This is a genomic window from Domibacillus enclensis, from assembly GCF_900156125.1.
Classification (GTDB): domain Bacteria; phylum Bacillota; class Bacilli; order Bacillales; family Domibacillaceae; genus Domibacillus; species Domibacillus enclensis.
Genome location: NZ_FTLX01000007.1, coordinates 56,120 through 75,704 on the forward strand (window position 1 = coordinate 56,120; position 19,585 = coordinate 75,704).

The 19,585-nt window shown below is 47.9% G+C and carries 21 protein-coding genes; 1 reads left to right on the plus strand and 20 read right to left on the minus strand.

All coding sequences use genetic code 11. The annotated features are described in order from the left end of the window. Nucleotides 1-13: 13 nt before the first annotated feature. The gene (locus BW952_RS14230) at nt 14-1,144 is read right to left on the minus strand and encodes an HD domain-containing phosphohydrolase (protein ID WP_045850237.1); all 1,131 of its coding nucleotides are present in this window, start codon (nt 1,142-1,144) and stop codon (nt 14-16) included. A 117-nt stretch (nt 1,145-1,261) separates the two neighbouring features. Between BW952_RS14230 and BW952_RS14235 the strand changes: the two genes are divergently transcribed. Beyond that, nucleotides 1,262-1,606, plus strand: coding sequence for a DUF3307 domain-containing protein (locus tag BW952_RS14235; protein ID WP_045850236.1), 345 nt, complete (start codon nt 1,262-1,264; stop codon nt 1,604-1,606). 36 nt (nt 1,607-1,642) lie between these two features. Here BW952_RS14235 and BW952_RS14240 read toward each other — a convergent pair whose 3' ends face one another. The 19 genes from BW952_RS14240 to BW952_RS14325 form a co-directional block, all read right to left on the minus strand. Continuing rightward, nucleotides 1,643-2,560 carry a class F sortase gene (locus BW952_RS14240; protein WP_045850235.1) on the minus strand — a complete coding sequence of 306 codons (918 nt, stop codon included), beginning with the start codon at nt 2,558-2,560 and terminating at the stop codon, nt 1,643-1,645. Between the two features lie 59 nt (nt 2,561-2,619). Continuing rightward, the gene (locus BW952_RS14245) at nt 2,620-3,957 is read right to left on the minus strand and encodes a copper amine oxidase (RefSeq protein WP_045850234.1); all 1,338 of its coding nucleotides are present in this window, start codon (nt 3,955-3,957) and stop codon (nt 2,620-2,622) included. Between the two features lie 61 nt (nt 3,958-4,018). Then, nucleotides 4,019-4,558: an MFS transporter gene (locus tag BW952_RS14250; protein ID WP_045850233.1), complete on the minus strand. Its 540-nt coding sequence runs from the start codon at nt 4,556-4,558 to the stop codon at nt 4,019-4,021. Continuing rightward, nucleotides 4,555-5,973: an FAD-binding oxidoreductase gene (locus BW952_RS14255; protein WP_045850232.1), complete on the minus strand. Its 1,419-nt coding sequence runs from the start codon at nt 5,971-5,973 to the stop codon at nt 4,555-4,557. Before BW952_RS14255 ends, BW952_RS14250 begins: the two co-directional genes overlap by 4 nt. Before the next feature lie 419 nt (nt 5,974-6,392). Then, nucleotides 6,393-6,683: an MGMT family protein gene (locus BW952_RS14260; RefSeq protein ID WP_045850231.1), complete on the minus strand. Its 291-nt coding sequence runs from the start codon at nt 6,681-6,683 to the stop codon at nt 6,393-6,395. Continuing rightward, entirely contained in the window at nt 6,680-8,404 is a 1,725-nt protein-coding gene (gene ade, locus BW952_RS14265; protein ID WP_045850230.1) for an adenine deaminase, read from the minus strand. The genes BW952_RS14260 and ade overlap by 4 nt, the downstream gene beginning before the upstream one ends. Nucleotides 8,405-8,566: 162 nt before the next feature. Continuing rightward, nucleotides 8,567-9,613 (minus strand): sulfate/molybdate ABC transporter ATP-binding protein, encoded by a 1,047-nt coding sequence (locus BW952_RS14270; RefSeq protein ID WP_045850229.1) that lies wholly within the window; start codon nt 9,611-9,613, stop codon nt 8,567-8,569. Between the two features lie 14 nt (nt 9,614-9,627). Continuing rightward, entirely contained in the window at nt 9,628-10,491 is an 864-nt protein-coding gene (gene cysW / locus BW952_RS14275; RefSeq protein WP_045850228.1) for a sulfate ABC transporter permease subunit CysW, read from the minus strand. A 12-nt stretch (nt 10,492-10,503) separates the two neighbouring features. Continuing rightward, nucleotides 10,504-11,334, minus strand: coding sequence for a sulfate ABC transporter permease subunit CysT (gene cysT / locus BW952_RS14280; protein ID WP_045850227.1), 831 nt, complete (start codon nt 11,332-11,334; stop codon nt 10,504-10,506). Nucleotides 11,335-11,393: 59 nt separating this feature from the next. After that, nucleotides 11,394-12,440 (minus strand): sulfate ABC transporter substrate-binding protein, encoded by a 1,047-nt coding sequence (locus BW952_RS14285; RefSeq protein WP_045850226.1) that lies wholly within the window; start codon nt 12,438-12,440, stop codon nt 11,394-11,396. 103 nt (nt 12,441-12,543) lie between these two features. Beyond that, nucleotides 12,544-12,735 (minus strand): YezD family protein, encoded by a 192-nt coding sequence (locus tag BW952_RS14290; RefSeq protein ID WP_045850225.1) that lies wholly within the window; start codon nt 12,733-12,735, stop codon nt 12,544-12,546. Between the two features lie 403 nt (nt 12,736-13,138). Then, nucleotides 13,139-13,684 carry an NADPH-dependent FMN reductase gene (gene ssuE / locus BW952_RS14295; protein ID WP_045850224.1) on the minus strand — a complete coding sequence of 182 codons (546 nt, stop codon included), beginning with the start codon at nt 13,682-13,684 and terminating at the stop codon, nt 13,139-13,141. A 17-nt stretch (nt 13,685-13,701) separates the two neighbouring features. Next, the gene (gene ssuD, locus BW952_RS14300) at nt 13,702-14,847 is read right to left on the minus strand and encodes an FMNH2-dependent alkanesulfonate monooxygenase (protein WP_045850223.1); all 1,146 of its coding nucleotides are present in this window, start codon (nt 14,845-14,847) and stop codon (nt 13,702-13,704) included. Nucleotides 14,848-14,867: 20 nt separating this feature from the next. After that, nucleotides 14,868-15,698: an ABC transporter permease gene (locus BW952_RS14305; RefSeq protein ID WP_045850222.1), complete on the minus strand. Its 831-nt coding sequence runs from the start codon at nt 15,696-15,698 to the stop codon at nt 14,868-14,870. Continuing rightward, complete coding sequence (locus BW952_RS14310) at nt 15,695-16,672, minus strand: aliphatic sulfonate ABC transporter substrate-binding protein (RefSeq protein ID WP_045850221.1); 978 nt, start codon at nt 16,670-16,672, stop codon at nt 15,695-15,697. The genes BW952_RS14305 and BW952_RS14310 overlap by 4 nt, the downstream gene beginning before the upstream one ends. A gap of 11 nt (nt 16,673-16,683) precedes the next feature. Beyond that, nucleotides 16,684-17,439: an ABC transporter ATP-binding protein gene (locus tag BW952_RS14315; RefSeq protein WP_045850220.1), complete on the minus strand. Its 756-nt coding sequence runs from the start codon at nt 17,437-17,439 to the stop codon at nt 16,684-16,686. A gap of 349 nt (nt 17,440-17,788) precedes the next feature. Further along, nucleotides 17,789-18,178 (minus strand): tautomerase family protein, encoded by a 390-nt coding sequence (locus BW952_RS14320; RefSeq protein WP_045850219.1) that lies wholly within the window; start codon nt 18,176-18,178, stop codon nt 17,789-17,791. 124 nt (nt 18,179-18,302) lie between these two features. Next, nucleotides 18,303-18,449, minus strand: coding sequence for a hypothetical protein (locus tag BW952_RS19505; RefSeq protein WP_169714109.1), 147 nt, complete (start codon nt 18,447-18,449; stop codon nt 18,303-18,305). A gap of 149 nt (nt 18,450-18,598) precedes the next feature. Continuing rightward, nucleotides 18,599-19,585, minus strand: coding sequence for a LacI family DNA-binding transcriptional regulator (locus BW952_RS14325; protein WP_045850218.1), 987 nt, complete (start codon nt 19,583-19,585; stop codon nt 18,599-18,601).

Consider the following 19,585-nt stretch of genomic DNA (forward strand, 5'->3'; position numbering starts at 1 on the left):
CTTTTCGTTTAAATTATTGAGCATCCTCGTACTGACTGCGGATCTCCGTGAAGATCGTCAAGTTATTCAAAAACAAATTGGCCAGATAAGGGTCAAAATGACGTCCTTTTTGTTCTTCAATAAACCGGACAATCTGATCAAGCGGCCAGGCTTTTTTATACACACGGTCACTGCCCAATGCATCGAATACATCGGCAATCGCTGTAATCCGCGCGTATAAATGAATTTCCTTCTCTTTTAATCCGTGTGGGTAACCGGTTCCATCCCACTTTTCATGGTGCTGGTATGCAATGATTGCGGCCACTTTGAAAATCCGGCGGTTTGAATTTTTGAAAATATTGTAGCCTTCTTCTGTATGTGCCTGCATAACTGCATATTCTTCTGGCGTCAGCTTGCCCGGCTTTTTTAAAATATGATCCGGAACAGCTACCTTGCCGATGTCATGCATAGGGGAAGCCAGCTCAAGCAGCTGCACTTCAGCACCCGTTAGTCCATGCAGGTTTGCCAGAGCGGCTGAATATTTGGCCACTCGCTTAACATGCTGGCCGGTTTCCCTTGAACGGCTCTCACTTACTTCACCGAGCTTAAAAATAATTTCCCGCTGTGTTTCTACCAGCTCCATATGCAAAATCGCTGCCTGAATGGATTTCCCCATGTACGATGCAGCCAATGATAAGTTTTTCTCATCTTCTTCTGAAAACCAATCTGCGCCAAGTCCCCGGTTAATCGCCTGATATACACCAATAATTTCATTGTCCAGACCGCGGATCGGCATGCATAGAACAGACCGCGTCCGATAATTTGTTTTTTGATCAATAGCCGGATTAAATCGTTTGTCTTGATAAGCATCCTTGACGAGGACCGTTTCACCCGTTTGAACAGTATGTCCAGCCAGACCGCTGTTAGTCGGCATTTCAATCCGGTCTATACCGTGCGCCACTTTTGTCCAAATCAACTTCTTTTCGCGGTCAACAAGCCATAGGGTACACCGATCAGCCCTCACAAGCTTTCGTCCCATTTCAGCCATTAAAATAAGCAGCGTATCCAGATTGTTTTCTCCTGATATTCTCGCCGCATAGTCTAAAATGATTTCAAGCATCTCTTCAGCTGAAAGCTTGCCCTGATTGGGTCCATTATCCCCCATCTCATTCACCTCTTCTAACAAAAAAGTCCCTATGACCTAAAACAATAGTATGATATTTTAAATATATCATAATTGGCATCCGTATATAGTGATCTATTTACCAGAGGAAGTGAATTCATGGAGCCGTTTAGCTTTTTATTGTTAGCGCACTTAATAGGTGATTATTTGTTTCAAACAAGCTGGATGGCTCAATACAAAGCGACCAGATGGTTTCCTTTGATGACGCACTGTTTCGTTTATACAGCGGCTGTTGCTTTATTCGCATATATGACCTTCGGGGGCCTCTCACCTACTGGTGTTGCCTTTGTCTTTTTTACCCATGTCATTCTTGATCGCCGCACGTTCGTTTCGTGGTGGGTTCGCACCATTATGACAGCACGCGGACCGGAAGCGAAATGGCTCGGGATTATGGTTGACCAAATCTTTCACCTTCTCGCTTTGGCTGCCGCTTTGTACATGTAAAAAAGCCTCCTCTCAAGCAAGAGGAAGCTTCTTTCATCATTTTGTTATATTCGATGGCTTCGATTCCTGATTATAGGCATCCACAGCCGTTACATAATAGCGGTGATCTCCTGCTTCAGGGTCTGTGTAGCTTTTCCGCTCAAATGCTGAGATGCTCGCCACTTGTACAAAGTCTCCGTTCTCTTCACGGTACACACGGTAGCCGGCAATGTTTTCATCACGGACCGCATGCCACGAAACAAAGGTCCCGTTCACTTCTGCATGGGTCGGTGCGGATGGCAGCGTGTCCGGTTTTTTCACTTCCGGCTCTTTTAATTCAGTGTAAACGACCAGCCGCTCTTCATGCGTACCTTCTGCCCGGTTAAAGTCCCCTGTGCAGGTGATTAAATTGAGCTTTTTAGCATCTGATGATCCAAATACTTCTTCAATCGGAGCCGAGCTGCGTTCGTAGCTTTTTTTGGATTGAACAACAAACGTCAGCTGCTTGCCCTCGGCATCCTTCACGATCACTTCATCGCCCGCTTCAAGCTTTTCCAGATCGAAAAAGATGGCTGGACCCGTTTTGCTGTCGACATGTCCGGCGAGCACCGCATTGCCGTTGCTGCCCGGCTTGATTCCCGGCTCAAACCAGCCGACATTGTTTACTTCCTGCGGTACGCCCATTTGGCCGTTTTCCAAAATGCCTACAGGCTCAATTGCTGCTTTTACATCGATCGCTGGAATTTCGATGCTGGATGGAACGATGCTGTCAGCGGCCGTTTTTTGTGATTCTTCCATTAACTTCTTGACCTCTTCGTCCAGCAGCGTAAATTCCGGCGGCTCTTTTTCAACCGATACATCTTTTACTTCGCTGCTTTTTCCTTGAGAGTCTGGCTGCGGAAAATAACCACCCGTATAGCCGTATAAAACAAAGCATAAAACACTGGCGGCTGCTAAAAGCAATATCGACTTCATTGAAGGTCACTCCCACTCATTTGAAAAAAAGAGAGGACTCGTTCCCTCTCTTTCTTTTATCATTTTTGCAATGCTCTGCGGCGTACAAGCAAGGCTGTCATAACTGCAAGCATAGAACCCATTGCCGCCCATATCATCGGCAGCATGCTTTCTTCAGCACCGCCAAAACCTGTTTTCGGCATTTCATCCGGCATTGCTGTGTCAGTAAAGTTATCCGGCATTTGTGTGACAATCGCTTCACCCAGTGCCTGACCTACTCCAAACATGTAGGCATATCCTTCCCGGAAGGACTCATATGCTGCTTCGTCGTCACCAGCTGCATATTGATCAAATGTCTGCAAAATAAGCTCTTCATGCCCCTTTACGGCAGCTGTCGCTTCTTCTGCTGGAAGGTTCCCAGCAGTTGCTGTTCCTAAAAATGCACCAAAGTCAGTCGCAAAGGAATCCAGCTTCTTTTTGGCCGCACTGACTGCTTCCTCGTTTTCTTCAAGTGTCGCTGCCACAATTTCGGCTTGTGCGTTAAGATGATCCGTCTGCCATACTTTTTCAAACTGCGCGGCACCTTCTTCACCGTACACAGAGGCCATCGCCGCCTTAAAATCAGCTGTATTTTCATCCTCCGCCCAGCTCACAAAGTCGTAATCTGCGGCCTGGTCAACTCCTTTTTGCATGCCCATTGCGGCAAGGGCAAAATGCTCTGCTGCCAGGCTGTTTAGCGTTGACCGCCATTCAGCCGCCGGTGCATCTGCTTTTGTGTGTTCGAATTTGTCCGGCAGCTGAGTGACAATCGCACTGGATAGCGCTTTGCTGATCGCAAACATGTGCTGGTAGCCTTCACGGAACTCTACCATCGCCGCTTCATAGTCGCCGGCTGTATAGCTGTCAAAAACGCTCAATACTTGCTCCTCATGTAACCGGATTGCTTCCTCCGCTGTTGTTGCTGGAAGAGTTCCTCCCGTTGCTGTGCTGAGGAAGGCTGAAAATTCGTTAACAAAGGCTTCTACTTCTTTTTCAGCTTCAGCCCGTGCGTTTGAATCGTTTTCTTTGGCTGCCTGCACGAAGTCGGCTGTATAGTTGTTATGCTCTTTGAAAATCCGTTCAAATTCCTCCGCTCCCTCCTCGCCGTACACAGAGGCAATTGCCGGCGTCATATCCGCCGCATTTTGATCAAGTGCCTTGGCCGCTGCGTCCGCATCTGCTGCGCCGTCATACGCTTTTGTCATGGAGGTGACAGCTAAAACGAAGTGCTCGGACAACAGATGGTCCAGTGTGGATCTAAGCTCAGCCGCCGGAGTATTCACGGTCGGTGCTGCCTCCGTGCTTGCTGAAGCAATTCCCGGTATTAAAAGAGCAGCACCCATAACAGGGGCGATTATTTTCTTCATTGTTTTATTCATCCTGTTCATCTCCTGACCTTTTTGATTCTTGATTAGCTAACGAATCAACAGGAGAGATGGATCACTTTTCAATTCGGTTTTTCCATATAATTAGCCCACTCACTGCATACAAAAGGGATGCGGCATAAAAAATAGTGGCAATGGTTAAAAAGTCGACGAGATAGCCTGTGGCGATAATAGCTGCTGCTGCCGCGATCGATGTCCAAAAATGGTAACGTCCCATCTCTGTCCCTGCCTGTTTCTTTTCAGCTCGGCGGGCGAGTGCTGCTTTTTCTGTGTTTTTTTGTACGGCGCCCAAAACGCCCATCATCACTTGAAGGACATAAACCTGCCATACACTCGTCACAAGCGGAAACAGCAAGAGAAGGATGGCCATCGCAAGCGAATAAACGAGCAGCAGCGTTCTGTCTCCCGACCGGTCCGCCCATTTGCCGATCAGCGGGTAAGCAAGAGCAGACGTTAAGGCAAATAGACCATACGCCCAGCCAAACTGCGAGTAGCTGTCCCCGACATTCCGCAGGAGCAGCACGTAAAAAGGAAAGATCATGCTTCCTGCCATGAAAATGATGCTTTGCGAGATCACAAACTGACGATAGGTCATTTCCCGTACTCCTCGTAAAAATAGTTTATAAACCGTTCATCCGGATCAACCTGCTGTTTTTTCCGGAAAAATGTATCCGCATGGGGATACGCCTCTTGAAATTGCTCCTGTGAAGGAAATGAATAGTACGGTAGATAATAGCTGCCTCTGTGCTTCAGAGCGACATCAATCATTTCCCGTATGACGTCTCTTGATTTCTCCACATCTTCTTCCGACCGGCCTTGATTGAGCAGCAAAACAAGCGCAAACATATCTTCCTTTGCGTAAGAAAGCACCGCCTGGTCACTTTTTCCCACGTAGCGGATGGTGATGTTCAGCAGGTTAAAATCGTCTTCCTTCTGAAGAACCTCACGAAGATCATCGATAAACGCTGTGAATTCATCCACCGGAACGAAATATTCTTGAAGCACTTCTGTTCGCGAGCCGCTTTCATATGCCATAAAATCAGTTTCTGACCGCATCACATTGTTTCTAGATTCATACGCTCCGTCCTCTTCCAGCATATACTCCTTTTGAATAGCCCAAAAGGCATCCTTGCCCCAGTTGCTGTAGCGTGATAAGCCGAGAAACAGCTTCGGCAGCGCAACGACTCCTTCTCCTTTTAGCATTCTATACTCCTCCAGCTTCTCCTGATCCGCTGCGCTTACATAATCCGTTACGTACATATCGCGTAAAAAAGAAGAAGGTGCCACAGAAATACGTGCCAGATGCATTTTAACCGCGGGATTTTCTTTTACTTCTGATTGAAAATAACGGCTGTACTCCTTGTAGTCGAGCTCTTTCGTGTACTTTTGGTATAGTTCATCGTCTGTTAGCGAAATCGTCACGTCCAAAATAACCCCGAATAAGCCGTACCCGCCGATCACATATGGAAAAAGATCCTTATTCTCTGTCCGGCTCACGCGCACAATGCTGCCGTCCGGCTTTAACAGTCGAAATGATTGAACGGTATCGATCAGTGACTCATGCCGGATATCGCGCCCATGTACATTAACGCTTAACGACCCGCCAACGGTAAAAATGTTTTGCGACTGCATCACTTTTACCGCAAGGCCGTACGGGTTGATGTGCTGCTGAATATCGTCCCATGTCGCACCAGCTTGAACCGTAATCACTTTTTTCTCCGGCTGAAAGTCCACAATGTTATTGAACGGCTTCATATCGATCATAACCGCTCCAGGGTAATACGTGTGACCGCCCTGACTATGCTGCATCCCGGCAATTGTCACGTGGCGGTTTTGTTGAACAATATCCCGCAGCACTTCTTCGCCGTCTGCCTGCTTGATTGCCTTCACTTGTGCAGGCAGCAGCCGGCCGGCATCTTCAACGGTTGGATCGGAATAATTGCTTTTATATAAATAGAAAGAAGACGAGAATAGGACGAGATACAAACAAAAAAACAGGACTGCTTTCATAAGTCACTCCTTACGTATAAAAATGTATATTTTTAACATGAATTTTACCGATAACGTTCAAATTTGTCGAATGTAAAACAAATGAAACGAGGCTAGGACATAACAATGAGATTGGCGCTTGAATCCAAACGATCTAGTAGCTGAAAACCTTGATTCATCCTTTTCTTGAAAAAGCACAATCAGGGGCTCCGGGCTGCCGGATCAGCGGGTCAGGTGAGATCCACTTTTGGAGCGTAGCGACAAAAGTTAGCTCACCGCCCGCCCCTCCGAACGCGAAGTCCTGCAGAAGCCGCCCTATCTATGCTGGCGCAAGCACAGTCACTAAACAATTTATCATCATGAAGAGCTCAAAAAAAGCCAAACGAATATGATCGTTCGGCTTTTTCTTCTATTCAGAACCTTTTGTCCCAAGCTCGTTTTTATTGAGGAAGTTTTACCCGCCCATCCTCCGTAAACAAAACGCCTTCTTCTTCTAAAAGGCGTCTCTGCTCGAGGCGTGATGCTTCGTCCGGGACGTTCAGCTCCCCTTTCGCATTCACCACACGGTGCCACGGAAGATCGTATTTCGCGCTCATCGAGTGCAGAATACGCACGACTTGCCGGGCGGCGCGCGGACTGCCGGCAAGCCGCGCCACCTGGCCGTATGTGACGACAACGCCAGGTGGAATGTCCTTTAACACGCGGAGCACGTCTTCTGTAAACGGCGTCACTCCGGAACGCCCACCTCGATATGACGGAACGAATCGACGTCAAACAGTCCTTTATCCGTCAGCTTCAAGCTTGGAATAACCGGCAAGCACAGGAAGGAGAGGATCATAAAAATATTGTGTGATTCTTCCGCGACGAAAGCCAGCTGTTCATGGAGATGATGCAGCTCGTCAATCACGTCTTCATACGGCTTTTCCGACATAATGCCGCCCACGCGGAGCGGTACGGACGCCAGAATCCGCCCATCCGCCACAATGACGAGCCCGCCTTGCATCGCTTGCGCCGCTTCGATCGCGGTCAACATATCCTCGTCGTTCGTGCCGGCCACGACTAAATTATGCGAATCGTGGGCCACGGTCGACGCGATCGCCCCCCGCTTTAAGCCGAGCCCGTTGACGATGCCGACGCCGATGCTGCCCGTCGCGTGATGCCGCTCGCACACTACCATTTTCAGCTGGTCCCGTTCCACATCCGGTACAAAAAAGCCGTTTTCGACCGTCACGTCCGCCGCTATTTTATTGGTGATAATCCGGCCGGGCACGACGCCGATCATCATCGCTTTTTGTCCTTCTTTCAACGGAATTTGCAGGGATTCCTTCGTCACCTGCGCCATATTGATGGACGATTTTACGGACTCCGGCACAATCGCCCTCTCCCGTCCGGTGTGGCTCACATCGATGATACGTCCGCTTTTCATAATCATCTCAGGCTGAAGCAGCCGCAGATTGTCCACAAGAAGCAAATCCGCTTCATACCCCGGCGCGACAGCCCCCTTGGACTGAAGCCCGTGGCAGACGGCGTTGTTGAGGGTCGCCATTTGAATCGCGATCAGCGGATCAAGCCCGTTTTCAATCGCCAGGCTGGCGGCGTAATTGACCGTTCCTTCCGCCGCCAGCTCATCCAAATGCTTGTCATCCGTGCAAAAGGAAAACCGGGTGCTGTTCCGCTCATGAATCGCCGGTAAAATCGCCAGCAAATCCTTGGCGGCGGAGCCTTCTCTCACCAACACATGAATGCCCCGGCGCACGCGCGCTTCCGCTTCCTGCGCCGTGACCGCTTCGTGGTCATTGCGGATGCCGGCCAGGCTGTACACATTCAACGCGGTATCCGGAAGGCCGGCCGCGTGCCCGTCCACCGTCAGTCCCGCCTCCGTGGTCATTTGAATCTTCGCGAGCATGCCGTCGTCGGCGTTTAAAACAGACGGGAAATCCATCACTTCCGCCAGCCCGATCACCTTGTCATGCCGCAAATAGGGGCGGAGATCCGCCGCCGTCAGCGTGGCCCCGTTTTGTTCAAACGGCGTCGCCGGCACACAGGAGGGCAGCTTCATGAGAATATCAATATCGGTCCCTTCCGCGTCTTCGAGCATATAGTCCATTCCCGTTTTGCCGGCCACATTGGCAATTTCATGCGGATCGGTCACGACCGTTGTGACGCCGTGCTTAATGAGCGCCCGCGAAAACTCGGATGGCGTGACCATCGTCGACTCAATGTGAATGTGGCCGTCGATAAAGCCCGGCAGCACATATTTCCCTGTGGCGTCCACGACGGTTTTCCCTTCCGGATACGCGCCGACGCCAATGATCATGCCGTCCTTCACCGCGACATCCGCCACGTATGTTTCAAGAGAAAAGACATCCACGATCATCCCGTTTTGTATCACCACATCCGCTTCTTCCGGATGCTGCGCCGCGTGAATCAATGTCTTCCTTGCTTCTGTCATGTCCGTTCCCCCTTATCTTTTTTATGCTTGCGCTGATTGTGAACTGTCTCACTATTTTTTCATATTGTACGCGAAAAGTTTCGGGTTGCAAACTATTTTTAAGCAAAAAAAAGCTGCTCTCCCAGAAAAAAGAGAAGCAGCTTTCAGTTGCTTGTTCAGCTTTTAAATCGAATAATCTTCCGGAATGAATACCTTTAACTGATTCGGACGCACAAAAACCGTTTCCCCGGGTTTTAGATCGAGCTCTCTGTAGCGGTCCTTTGTCAATTCCGCCTCAAGAAACCGGTCTGTGTCACCTTGTTTCAACTCCACATGCACTGTACGGCCAACGACATGGATATGAACGATTTCTGCTTGTACAGCATCCTCAGCTGATTTCTGCCGTTCAATGGCTACATCATGCGGACGCACATAAGCCAGTGCCTGCTGATGGAGGGAATCTGCCCCGTTTCGCCATGTTCCATCTTCCAGCCGCCCATGAAATACATTTACATTCCCCAGGAAATCATAAACAAATGGACTGTTCGGGTGCTCGTATACTTCTTCCGGACTGCCGATCTGTTCAATCTTTCCTTCGTTCATCACCACAATCCGGTCCGCAACGTCCAGTGCTTCCTCCTGATCATGCGTGACAAAAATGCTCGTAATGTGAAAGTCATCGTGCAGCCGTCTCAGCCATCGGCGCAGCTCTTTCCGCACCTTTGCATCCAGCGCGCCAAACGGCTCATCCAGAAGCAGCACTTTCGGTTCTACGGCGAGCGCTCTCGCTAGAGCAACGCGCTGGCGCTGGCCACCCGACAGTTGGGACGGGTAGCGGTCGGCAAATGCATCGAGCTTTACAAGTGATAAAAGCTCTTTTACTTTTTCTTTGATCTCTTTTTTCGACGGGCGCTCTTTTTTAGAACGGACCTTCAACCCGTAAGCAACATTGTCCGCAACGGTCATATGTTTAAATAACGCATAATGCTGAAACACAAATCCGACTTTCCGTTCTGTTGTCCGGATATGGGTCATCTCTTCATCTCCGAACAAAATGACTCCGTTATCTGACGCCTCAAGGCCCGCAATAATACGCAGCAGCGATGTTTTCCCGGAACCGGACGGACCAAGGAGGGCAACGAGCTCTCCTGTCTCGATGTCCAGATTAATATCCTGAAGTGCCTGAAACGAGCCAAATGCTTTCGACACGTCTTTAATTTGAATACTCATGCTCGATCCTCCCTTTAGCCGTGCTCCCCAGCTTTCCATTCCACAATATTTTTCAAAATCAGCGTGACGATCGCTAAAATAGACATCAATGATGCTACTGCAAATGCAGCAGAAAATTGATATTCATTGTATAAGATTTCAATGTGAAGCGGCATGGTGTTCGTCAGGCCGCGTATATGGCCCGATACAACAGATACCGCGCCAAATTCACCAACGGCACGCGCGTTACACAAAATAACGCCATATAATAATCCCCATTTAATATTCGGGAGCGTCACCAGCCAAAACGTTTTCCAGCCATTTGCCCCAAGCGTCAAGGAGGCCTCTTCTTCCGCTGACCCTTGAGACTGCATAAGCGGAATTAATTCACGGGCCACGAAAGGAAACGTGACAAATAGTGTCGCAAGGACAATGCCAGGAACGGCAAACAATATTTTAATATCATGCTCGAATAAAAAGTCGCCGAATAAGCCGTGTGAGCTGAATAGCAGAACAAACACGAGACCTGCAATTACCGGTGAAATCGCAAATGGCAGATCAATGATCGTAATTAATATGCTTTTTCCTTTAAAATCAAACTTTGTAATGGCCCATGCCGCCGCTATGCCAAACAGTGCATTCAGCGGAACCGTCAGGACAACGACCAGCAGCGTCAGCTTAATAGCCGACAGTGCATCCGGATCTGTAATCGAGGCGATGTAAAGCCCCATTCCCTGCTCAAACGCTTTAATAAAAATCGCCAGCAGCGGAAGAAGCAAAAAAAGGAATAAAAAGGAAAGTGCCACTGAAATAAGCAGAACGCGTATTGCCAGCGGCTCCTCTGCCGATTTTTTCCCACTGCTCTTGCCGACGTAACTCAATGGAATATGTCCAGCCATACTTTCAACTCCTTAAGAGTGAGCAAACTTGCGGTTGGTCCACCACTGCAGCCCGTTAATAAATAATAATAAAACAAATGAAATAACGAGCATGACGGCCGCAATTGCCGTTGCTCCCTCATAATCATACTGTTCCAGCTTCGTCATAATCAGAAGCGGTGTAATTTCTGTTTTCATTGGCATATTGCCGGCGATGAAGACAACCGAGCCATACTCACCAAGTGCACGGGCGAATGCCAGTGCAAAGCCGGTCAGTGCTGCGGGCAGAATCTCGGGAACAATGACCTTCACAAATGTCTGGAGCCGGCTTGCTCCTAAAATCGCAGATGCTTCTTTTGTTTCCTGATCGAAATTTTGCAAAACGGGCTGCACCATCCGTACGACAAATGGCAGTCCAATAAACGTGAGCGCAATCGTAATGCCAATCGGTGTGAACGCCACTTTAAAGGATAAAAACTGGCCGACCCAGCCTGTCTCTGCATATAGCGTTGTTAATGCGATACCCGCAACGGCGGTTGGCAGGGCAAATGGCAGGTCCACCAATCCGTCAATTACGCGCTTGCCTGGGAACGAATAACGAACGAGAACCCAGGCGATCAGCACGCCGAATACCACGTTGATACAGGCTGCCGCAAACGCTGCACCAAAGCTTAATTTGTAAGAAGCGACAACTCGCGGTTCGGTCACCGTTGCCCAGAAATCAGCCCAGCTCATGGACGCCGTATTCACGAAGATCATCGCCAGCGGCAATAGAACTAACAAACTGACATATAACGTTGTGAAGCCGAGTGATAAACCAAAGCCCGGCAAAATACTGTGTTTCTTCCATTTTTTCTTGGCCAATTTGTCACCTGCATTTCTACATGTTTAATGAAAGCGGCGCTGATACACGCCGCTTCTTTTTATTGGGGCTGATATATCTCGTCGAATGTTCCGCCATCGTTAAAGTGCTTGGCCTGTGCTTCCTTCCAGCCGCCGAAATCCTCATCGATCGTGACAAGATTAATATCCGGGAACTGATCAGCATACTTCGCCAGCACTTCTTCATTACGCGGGCGGTAATAATTTTCGGCCGCGATCTCCTGGCCTTTATCCGTATACAAATACTCTAAATAGGCTTGTGCGACTTCTTCTGTTCCTTTTTTCTCCGCCACTTTATCGACCACGGCAACTGGCGGCTCTGCTAAAATACTGATCGATGGCACAACAATTTCAAATTCGTCTTCTCCCAGTTCATTGAGTGAAAGAAACGCTTCATTTTCCCAGGCAATGAGTACGTCGCCGATTCCACGTTCAACAAACGTCGTCGTCGAACCGCGAGCCCCTGAATCAAGTACTTCGACATTCTTATAAATATCGCCGACAAACTGTTTGACCTTTTCCTCATCTCCGCCAAATTGCTGATCCGCAAACGCCCATGCCGCCAAGTAGTTCCAGCGTGCGCCACCGGATGTTTTTGGATTCGGCGTAATAACAGATACATCCTTCTTCGCTAAATCGTCCCAGTCCTTGATCTGCTTCGGATTGCCTTTCCGAACTAAAAAGACAATGGTCGACGTATAAGGCGTTGAGTTATCCTCCAGACGCGTCTGCCAGTCTTCCGCCGTTAATCCTGCTTTTGCGATTTCGTCAATATCACCTGCGAGCGCAAGTGTGGCTACATCCGCTTCCAGCCCGTCAATAATCGCACGTCCCTGCTTGCCCGAACCGCCATGCGACTGCTGGATCGTAACGTCCTGACCCGTTTCCTCTTTCCAATGAGCCGCAAATTCCGCATTAAATTCCTCGTATAATTCACGGGTTGGATCGTACGAGACATTCAGCAGTTCTACCGGCTCTGATGAAGAGGTGGCTGCCCCGCTGCCGCTTCCTTGTTCCCCGCTGTCTCCGCAGCCCGCTAACAACGCTGCTGCCGTAATACCCGCTAACACTTTAAGTTTGTTTTTCATCTTTAAACCCTCTCTCTCATTTAATTAAATCCAAATAAAAAGACAGACTGCTTTTAACCATGTTTCGTTAAAAGAGTCTGCCTTCAGTTTGTCTGATCGGCTTTTATTGTGCTTTCGCTTGCTTCGCTGCTTGAAATACCTGGTTTTTTTTTAATGGAAACCGTTGCTTTTCCAGTCGGTCAATCTGAGTAATTTGAGAATCATGTATGACGATTTCCACTGAACCATACTCAATTCCCTGTAGTGACTGGACGATTCGTTCGATCCACTGCTCATCAATTTTCTTTTCCGACATGCTTTATCCCTCCACTTTCTTTACTTGATCTTGACTAATTCAGTCGACTATTGAACAAAAAAGGCTCCTTTTCATCTACATACCAGCTAAATCGGGTCAGATTACAAGGAGCCTTCAGTTGTCTGATCGGCGTCTTTTTGTATGTAATTTTAATTCATAGTATTTCGGTTTGTTTTATTTGAATAATTGGATTATAGCGTATGAACGAATGAGTGTCTACCCATTTTTCAAAAAAATATAATTATTTCCTTTAAACAGTCATGCCCGGATGAAAGCTGCCCAATCAGACGATTGATAACAAGGGGCGGCCAGATGAAAAAACCGAACAAATGCAAAACATCGCATCAGTTCGGTTGCAGTGACTCTTCCATTAGCACATGTTCTTCATTATCAAAAGGGCATACTACCTTAAGGCTAAATATCTCCCCGCCTCTTCCTGTGTTAACGCCAGCACTTGATCCAGGCGCTGGCTAATCTCAGGGGTCAGCTCATAGTGCCCGTCTTCCTTTTTTTCAACCTGTGTGTCAAGAACGTAGGCCCCACTTAAAATATTAGTCGCTCCCAGCGCCGATAAAACAGGCTTCAGCGCATAATCAATCGCAAGCAGATGCCCAAATGAACCACCCAGAACAAGCGGCAGCACTGTTTTGCCAACAAGCCCTTTTTGCGGCAGCAGGTCCAGGTACGTTTTCAAAATACCGGTGTACGCCGCTTTATATACCGGTGTTAACACAACGACAATATCTGCAGCTTCTACCTTTTCGTTTGCTTTTAAAACCGGTTCGCTGTTGAAACGGGCCAAAATCAAATCGTCTGCAGGCAAATCATGAACAAAAATAGCCTCAGTATGAATGCCTTCCTGTTGAAAATACGCTTCTGCCCGGTCAAAAATGCCTTTTAAACGGGATTGCTTGCTGTTTCCTCCATAAATGACGACGGCTTTTGTCATGACGAATCATCCTTTCTTCAAACTGGTTGATTTTTTATTTTCCCGGCTAAAATGCTGTTGCCAATCGTTTCGCCGACATTTCCTCTTGATCGGCCCAGGTCTTCACCTTGACCGAAAGAAAGAAGTGGGAAGACAAGCTCCGCAAACCGGTAGGATTCTTCTAAATGTGGATAGCCAGAAAAAATAAAGCTTTCGATGCCGATGTCCTGATATTCCCGAATGCGTGCTGCGACTGTTTCGGGATCACCAACAAGCGCTGTTCCGGCACCGCCGCGCACAAGACCAATTCCGGCCCACAGGTTCGGGCTGATTTCCAAATCCGCATCCTTGCCCTGTCTGTGAAGAGCCGCCATCCGGTTCTGGCCGGATGAGTCGTAGCGGCTGAGGGTCTGCTGGGCTTTTTCAATGACATCATCGTCTAAATGAGAAATGAGCCGTTCCGCAGCTGCCCATGCTTCAGCATTCGTTTCCCGGACGATGACGTGCAGACGAATGCCGAACTGGACGATGCGGCCTTCCAGTTCAGCCTGGCGGCGGACGCTTTCAATCTTATCTTTTACTTGTGCCGGCGGCTCGCCCCATGTCAGGTACACATCCGAATGCTTGGCTGCCACCTGCTGACCTGCTGGCGAGGAGCCGCCGAAATAAACAGGCGGTGTCGGCTGCTGAACAGGTGGAAATAACAATTCTCCTCCCTGTGACTTCACATGCTTTCCTTCGTAATCGACCGTTTCTCCTGATAGAAGACCGCGCCATACCGTTAAAAATTCATCCGTTGCTTCATAACGTTCGTCATGCTTCAGGAAAAGACCGTCTCCCGCCAGTTCAACCGGGTCCCCTCCAGCCACAACATTAATGAAGACACGTCCGTTTGAAATCCGGTCAAGAGTAGATGTCATGCGTGCCGCCACAGATGGCTGCATTAAACCGGGCCGCAGCGCCACTAAGAACTTGAGTCGCGTTGTCTCTGCCGCCAAAGCTGCTGCTGTCAGCCATGGATCTTCGCACGATTTGCCTGTCGGAAGCAGGACGCCTGTATAGCCAAGCCGGTCAGCTGCCTGTGCCACCTGTTTGAAATACGTATGATCTGCTTCTCTTCCGCCAATATCCGTTCCTAAATAACGGCCGTCACCATGTGTAGGAATAAACCATAAAATCTCCATTTATCTCGCTCCTCTGTGAGTTAATTTGTTCCTTGAAAACTGCTCCGCCACTTCAGGAGTCTGCGTTCAAGCAGCCTTACAAATGAGTCGGTGAGTTTCCCGACGACCGCAAAAATAATGATTCCGACAAATACCTTCTCTGTCTGTGAAAACTGCCGGGCGTCCATAATCATGTACCCGACACCGGCACTTGATCCCATCAGCTCCGCCACCACCAGCCCGAGCCAGGCGATCCCAAGTGACAAGCGGACGCCCAATAAAATATTCGGCAATGCGGCCGGCAAAATAAGCCGGGTAATTTGATGGCGCCAGTTGAATTCCAGAACACGCGCTACATCAAACAGCTTCGCATCCACACCACGGATACCGAGGAATGTATTGATATAAATAGGAAAGAACGCGCCTAAAGCAATCAATAAAACCTTGGATAATTCATCAAACCCGAACCAGAGAATAAACAGCGGGGTCACGGCCAAATGCGGAACGGTCCGAAGCATTTGCAGTGATGGGTCCAAATAGGCCTCCGTTTTTTTAGAAAACCCAACCAAAATACCAAAAAGCAGCCCAAGGCCGCCGCCAAGCAAAAAGCCTCCTGCGGCACGCGCAATGCTGATTTGCATATTGGCAGCAAGCTCCCCTGATCCGGCCAGCTCGTAAAAAGCAGCCCCAATCGAAAGCGGTGTTGGAAGAACCGTCGGAGAGATCAGCCCTGAACCTCCGGCATACTGCCATATGGCTAAGAGAATAACAGGCACGGCGAATCCTTTCAGCCAGACTGGACTGGTCCCGTCTTTTTTGGCTTTCGTTGCTTTTTCACGTCTGTTTAACTCCGCGTAAGCTGCTGTCTTCATTCCGCTCCCTCCTTCACACGTTCAATAAATTGATTGTCAACAACCTCCGATACGTCAATTTCCTTATCGATAACCCCAAGCTCGTACTGGAAGTCAGCGGTTTCCTGCTGCGCTTGGATGATTTCTTCTGTAATCGGTTCATTCAATGCTTCAGTATTGTTCAAGACGCTTTCCACTACGGTTTTGTCCAGCTCTTTAATGTTGGCATAAATAGAGATTGCTTCTTCCTTGTTGGCTTTTTGCCATTCAACGGTTTTGTTGTACACCTCTAAGAAAAGCTCCACCTCTTCCGGATGCTCATCTGCAAAACCGCTTCGTGCTAACGTAAATCCAGGAGAATAGGATTCAATTGTTTCGCCGTTCGCTAAAATGCGGGCGTCATTTCCGATTGTTTGAAGGGAAATAAACGGCTCCCAAATCGACCAGGCATCCACCGATCCGTTTTCAAACGCCGGCATTGCTTCATCCGGCTGAAGCTGAATAATTTCCACTTCCTCTGGTGGCACACCTGCTTCCTTTAATGCTTTATGAAGAAAGTCAAAGCCGCTGCTGCCCTTCGCCACCGCTACCTTTTTGCCTTTTAAATCTTGAGCCGATTGAATGTCACTGTTTTCTTTCACTAGGATGGCATTGGCTTTTAAGCCGTCCTGAGAAAGGGCAATTTCTTTAAAGGGCACATCTGCCGCCTGGCCACCGATCACGGGTGAATTGCCGACCTGCGAGAAATCCAGCTTGCCTGCTGCCAGCCCTTCAAATTGAGGCGGGCCGCTTTGAAACTCAGTCCACTTCACTTCAACTCCCTGCTCCTGAAACGCTTCTTCAAACCAGCCCTTTTCCTTGGCAATCCAAAGCGGGCTTAAGCTTTGCTGAATGCCAATATTGATTTCCTTCAATTCCTTTTCTTTCCCAGACGTTTGCCCGGAGCATGCCGCTAAAAGCAATACTGCTGCGAATGTAAATAGCCATTTTTTCATTTGTCTTCCTCCTAAATTCCTGCGCCTTCCGCGTAAACAGAGTGCTCGGTTTTTTCAAATTCCTCTAATACCTTCTGACGCAAATATTGAAACGACGTATCTGTTCGGCTTCTTGGAAACGACAGCTCAATCGGCAGCCACTTTTGCAGGCGGCCCGGATTTGCACGCAAGATCGCCAGCTGGGTTCCTAAATAAATCGATTCATCTATATCGTGCGTGACCAAAATCATCGTGATCTTCTTTTTTTGCCAGATGTCGACCAGTACGTCTTGCAAATGCTTTCTGGTAAAAGCATCAAGTGCGCCAAATGGTTCATCGAGCAAAAGCACTTCAGGATCACGAAGCAGAGCCCGCGCAATCGCTACCCGCTGGGACATGCCCCCTGAAAGCTCTGATGGATACGCCTTCTCGTTGCTCGTCAGCCGGACAATATCAATCAGCTCCTGCACCTTTCGTTTCACATCCGGGTCTCGCAGATTCAAATCGGCTGCAATGTTTTGTTCCACAGTCAGCCAGGGGAACAGCCGGTGTTCCTGAAAGATAAACCCCTGGCTAATGCCAGGCTTCGTCACTGGACGTTTATTGATTTGCACCTTTCCCTCATATTCCGTATCAAGTCCCGCTGCAATTTTCAGCAAGGTGCTTTTTCCGCATCCGCTTGGACCGATGATGGTCAAAAACTCTCCATTTTGAATATTCAGTTGAATATTATCGAGCACGACGTTTCGCCCAAAGGCTTTTTCATCTACATGAAGTGAAACTGTCATCCTTCTAGCCCTCCTTAAAAGAAAATGGCTCCCTGTCAGTAAAGAACAGGAAGCCTTCGGTGATCCGATCAGCTATTATAAAATTGTCCACCTTGCCATGTCACAGTCGCTTTTCATGCGAATCATTCCTTTCATACCCAACAAAAAAAGCACACGCCTCTTTTTAAAAGAGAAGCGTGTGCTTTCGGCCGTCCGATCAGCACGCTGTCGATTATTTTTACCGGATTTATATCCGATTAATTCTATATGAATTATAATAAATGGTGTTCACCGCTTCGTCAACCACTTTTTGAAAATTTTTAAAAATAAAAGAAAAGACACTTCAGCCGAAGCCGAAGCATCTTTTCTTTTATAAATCATCTGTTAAAAACTGCGCCTTGCCAAAGCCGAAGCTCCAGTCCGCATCTCCATTAATCACAAAGGAAATCATCACATCTTTCGGATCAATTCCGCAATGCTCCTGAAGCTCTTCCACAACATATTGATAAAGATTCTGCTTTTGTTTCTCCGTTCGCTGCTTGCTTGTAATGCTGATCAGTACAACGTCCTTTGACCGTTCGAAGCCGAGTCCGGTATCTTCAATAATCATTTCATGGGCAGGGTGCTGGTGAACGATCTGGTAACGGTCGCGCTCTGGTACTTCGAACGCTCTCAGCATTCCCCGATGAGCGGCGTCCAGCAGCTTTTTCAGCTCGTCCTCTGTTCTTCCTTCAATCACATCAAAACGAAGTAATGGCATAGTGCTTCCCCCAATCATATGTATGAATTTTACTGTATCACGATTGTGATGTTTTCACAATATTCTTTCAATTAATATGAATAAAAAGAATCCAGCGTATATCTGCCGGATTCAATGCGGTTATCTATAAAATCAGCGCAATTGCTTTTTTGAGCAGCTTGATGTCTTTTGCAATTTGTTTTTTTATAGCGCCATCATTACAGCGCATGTAATCCTTGTATAACAACTGTAGTTCTTGTTTGAAAATACATCTCTCTGCTGTCAATCCCATGATGATCACTTCCTTTATTCTCTTTTCTAGGTATATAGTAATAATTACCCACTTTCCGAAAAGATATGCTTGATCCCATGAAATTTTTAATCTCTTTATTTTCAAACTATTTATTGAAGTGATGCTGCCCGTGTTCTTTACCTCAACTATTACGTTGTCTCTCCTTCAATTACTTTTACGGAAAAAACAAATTCTCTTTGATCAATTAAGTCGTAACGGTCTTCGATTTCCTGAATAAGCGTATGAACCGCTTTTTCAGCAATTTCAGCGATGGGCTGCTGAATCGTTGTTAACTCTGGCAGTATCGTACGCATTGTCTCCGTACCGTCGTAGCCGATGATCTTTATTTGGCCGGGAACGTCTATTTGCCGCCGCTTTGCTTCTGACAAGACTAAAGCCGCTAAATGGTCGTCACTCGCAAAAACGCCGTCTATTTCAGGGTTTTCATCAAAAAGCAGCTTAATTAAAGAAGCTACCTTCTGCTTTGGCGCCATCACCGGAATTTCATACGTTTTATATGCGCGTCCTTCTCGTTTCATCACATCTTCATAGGCTTCACGCCGTTTATTGGCCGGCGTCTCCAATTCCTTTGGTCCATTAATATGAATGATCGAGCGGCACCCTTTCTGAACGAGCAGCTCCGTCGCAAGCCGCCCTCCCTGGTAATTGTCGCTTGATACAACTGGAATGCTGTCAGACAAGTACCGGTCTATGCCGACAACCGGCAATTGTGCCTGCTGGTACTCCTTTATTCCTTGATTATGCGCTCCGTTAATGATGCCGTCGACTTGATTGCGAAGCAGCATCGACACGTATAATTCTTCTTTTTCCGGCTGATTGGAGCTGTTGCAAAGAAGAACTTTATAGCCCAAATCGAAGCAAATGTTTTCCATATGGGCAATTAATTCGCCGTAAAACGGATTCGCTGTAGACGGAAAAACGAAGCCGATTAGCTTTGTTCTTTGTTTAAAAAGAGACCGGGCGAGGTCATTTGGAATATAATTCAGATCAGCCATCGCCTGGTCCACCTTTAAGCGCGTTTTTTCACTTAAATATCCCCTGTTGTTCAGCACACGTGATACGGTTGCCGGCGAAACACCCGCCCGTTTTGCCACGTCTTTTAATTTTGGCTTCAC

Coding starts and splice junctions, on each gene's coding strand:
- cysW (WP_045850228.1), bottom strand. CDS start 10,491: ATGGCTGGACATATTCCATTGAGTTACGTCGGCAAGAGCAGTGGGAAA.
- BW952_RS14245 (WP_045850234.1), bottom strand. CDS start 3,957: ATGAATAAAACAATGAAGAAAATAATCGCCCCTGTTATGGGTGCTGCT.
- BW952_RS14315 (WP_045850220.1), bottom strand. CDS start 17,439: ATGACAGTTTCACTTCATGTAGATGAAAAAGCCTTTGGGCGAAACGTC.
- BW952_RS14250 (WP_045850233.1), bottom strand. CDS start 4,558: ATGACCTATCGTCAGTTTGTGATCTCGCAAAGCATCATTTTCATGGCA.
- BW952_RS14230 (WP_045850237.1), bottom strand. CDS start 1,144: ATGGGGGATAATGGACCCAATCAGGGCAAGCTTTCAGCTGAAGAGATG.
- ssuE (WP_045850224.1), bottom strand. CDS start 13,684: ATGACAAAAGCCGTCGTCATTTATGGAGGAAACAGCAAGCAATCCCGT.
- BW952_RS14310 (WP_045850221.1), bottom strand. CDS start 16,672: ATGAAAAAATGGCTATTTACATTCGCAGCAGTATTGCTTTTAGCGGCA.
- BW952_RS19505 (WP_169714109.1), bottom strand. CDS start 18,449: ATGGGATTGACAGCAGAGAGATGTATTTTCAAACAAGAACTACAGTTG.
- BW952_RS14240 (WP_045850235.1), bottom strand. CDS start 2,560: ATGAAGTCGATATTGCTTTTAGCAGCCGCCAGTGTTTTATGCTTTGTT.
- BW952_RS14270 (WP_045850229.1), bottom strand. CDS start 9,613: ATGAGTATTCAAATTAAAGACGTGTCGAAAGCATTTGGCTCGTTTCAG.
- BW952_RS14285 (WP_045850226.1), bottom strand. CDS start 12,440: ATGAAAAACAAACTTAAAGTGTTAGCGGGTATTACGGCAGCAGCGTTG.
- BW952_RS14255 (WP_045850232.1), bottom strand. CDS start 5,973: ATGAAAGCAGTCCTGTTTTTTTGTTTGTATCTCGTCCTATTCTCGTCT.
- BW952_RS14320 (WP_045850219.1), bottom strand. CDS start 18,178: ATGCCATTACTTCGTTTTGATGTGATTGAAGGAAGAACAGAGGACGAG.
- BW952_RS14235 (WP_045850236.1), top strand. CDS start 1,262: ATGGAGCCGTTTAGCTTTTTATTGTTAGCGCACTTAATAGGTGATTAT.
- ssuD (WP_045850223.1), bottom strand. CDS start 14,847: ATGGAGATTTTATGGTTTATTCCTACACATGGTGACGGCCGTTATTTA.
- ade (WP_045850230.1), bottom strand. CDS start 8,404: ATGACAGAAGCAAGGAAGACATTGATTCACGCGGCGCAGCATCCGGAA.
- BW952_RS14305 (WP_045850222.1), bottom strand. CDS start 15,698: ATGAAGACAGCAGCTTACGCGGAGTTAAACAGACGTGAAAAAGCAACG.
- BW952_RS14290 (WP_045850225.1), bottom strand. CDS start 12,735: ATGTCGGAAAAGAAAATTGATGAGCAGTGGATCGAACGAATCGTCCAG.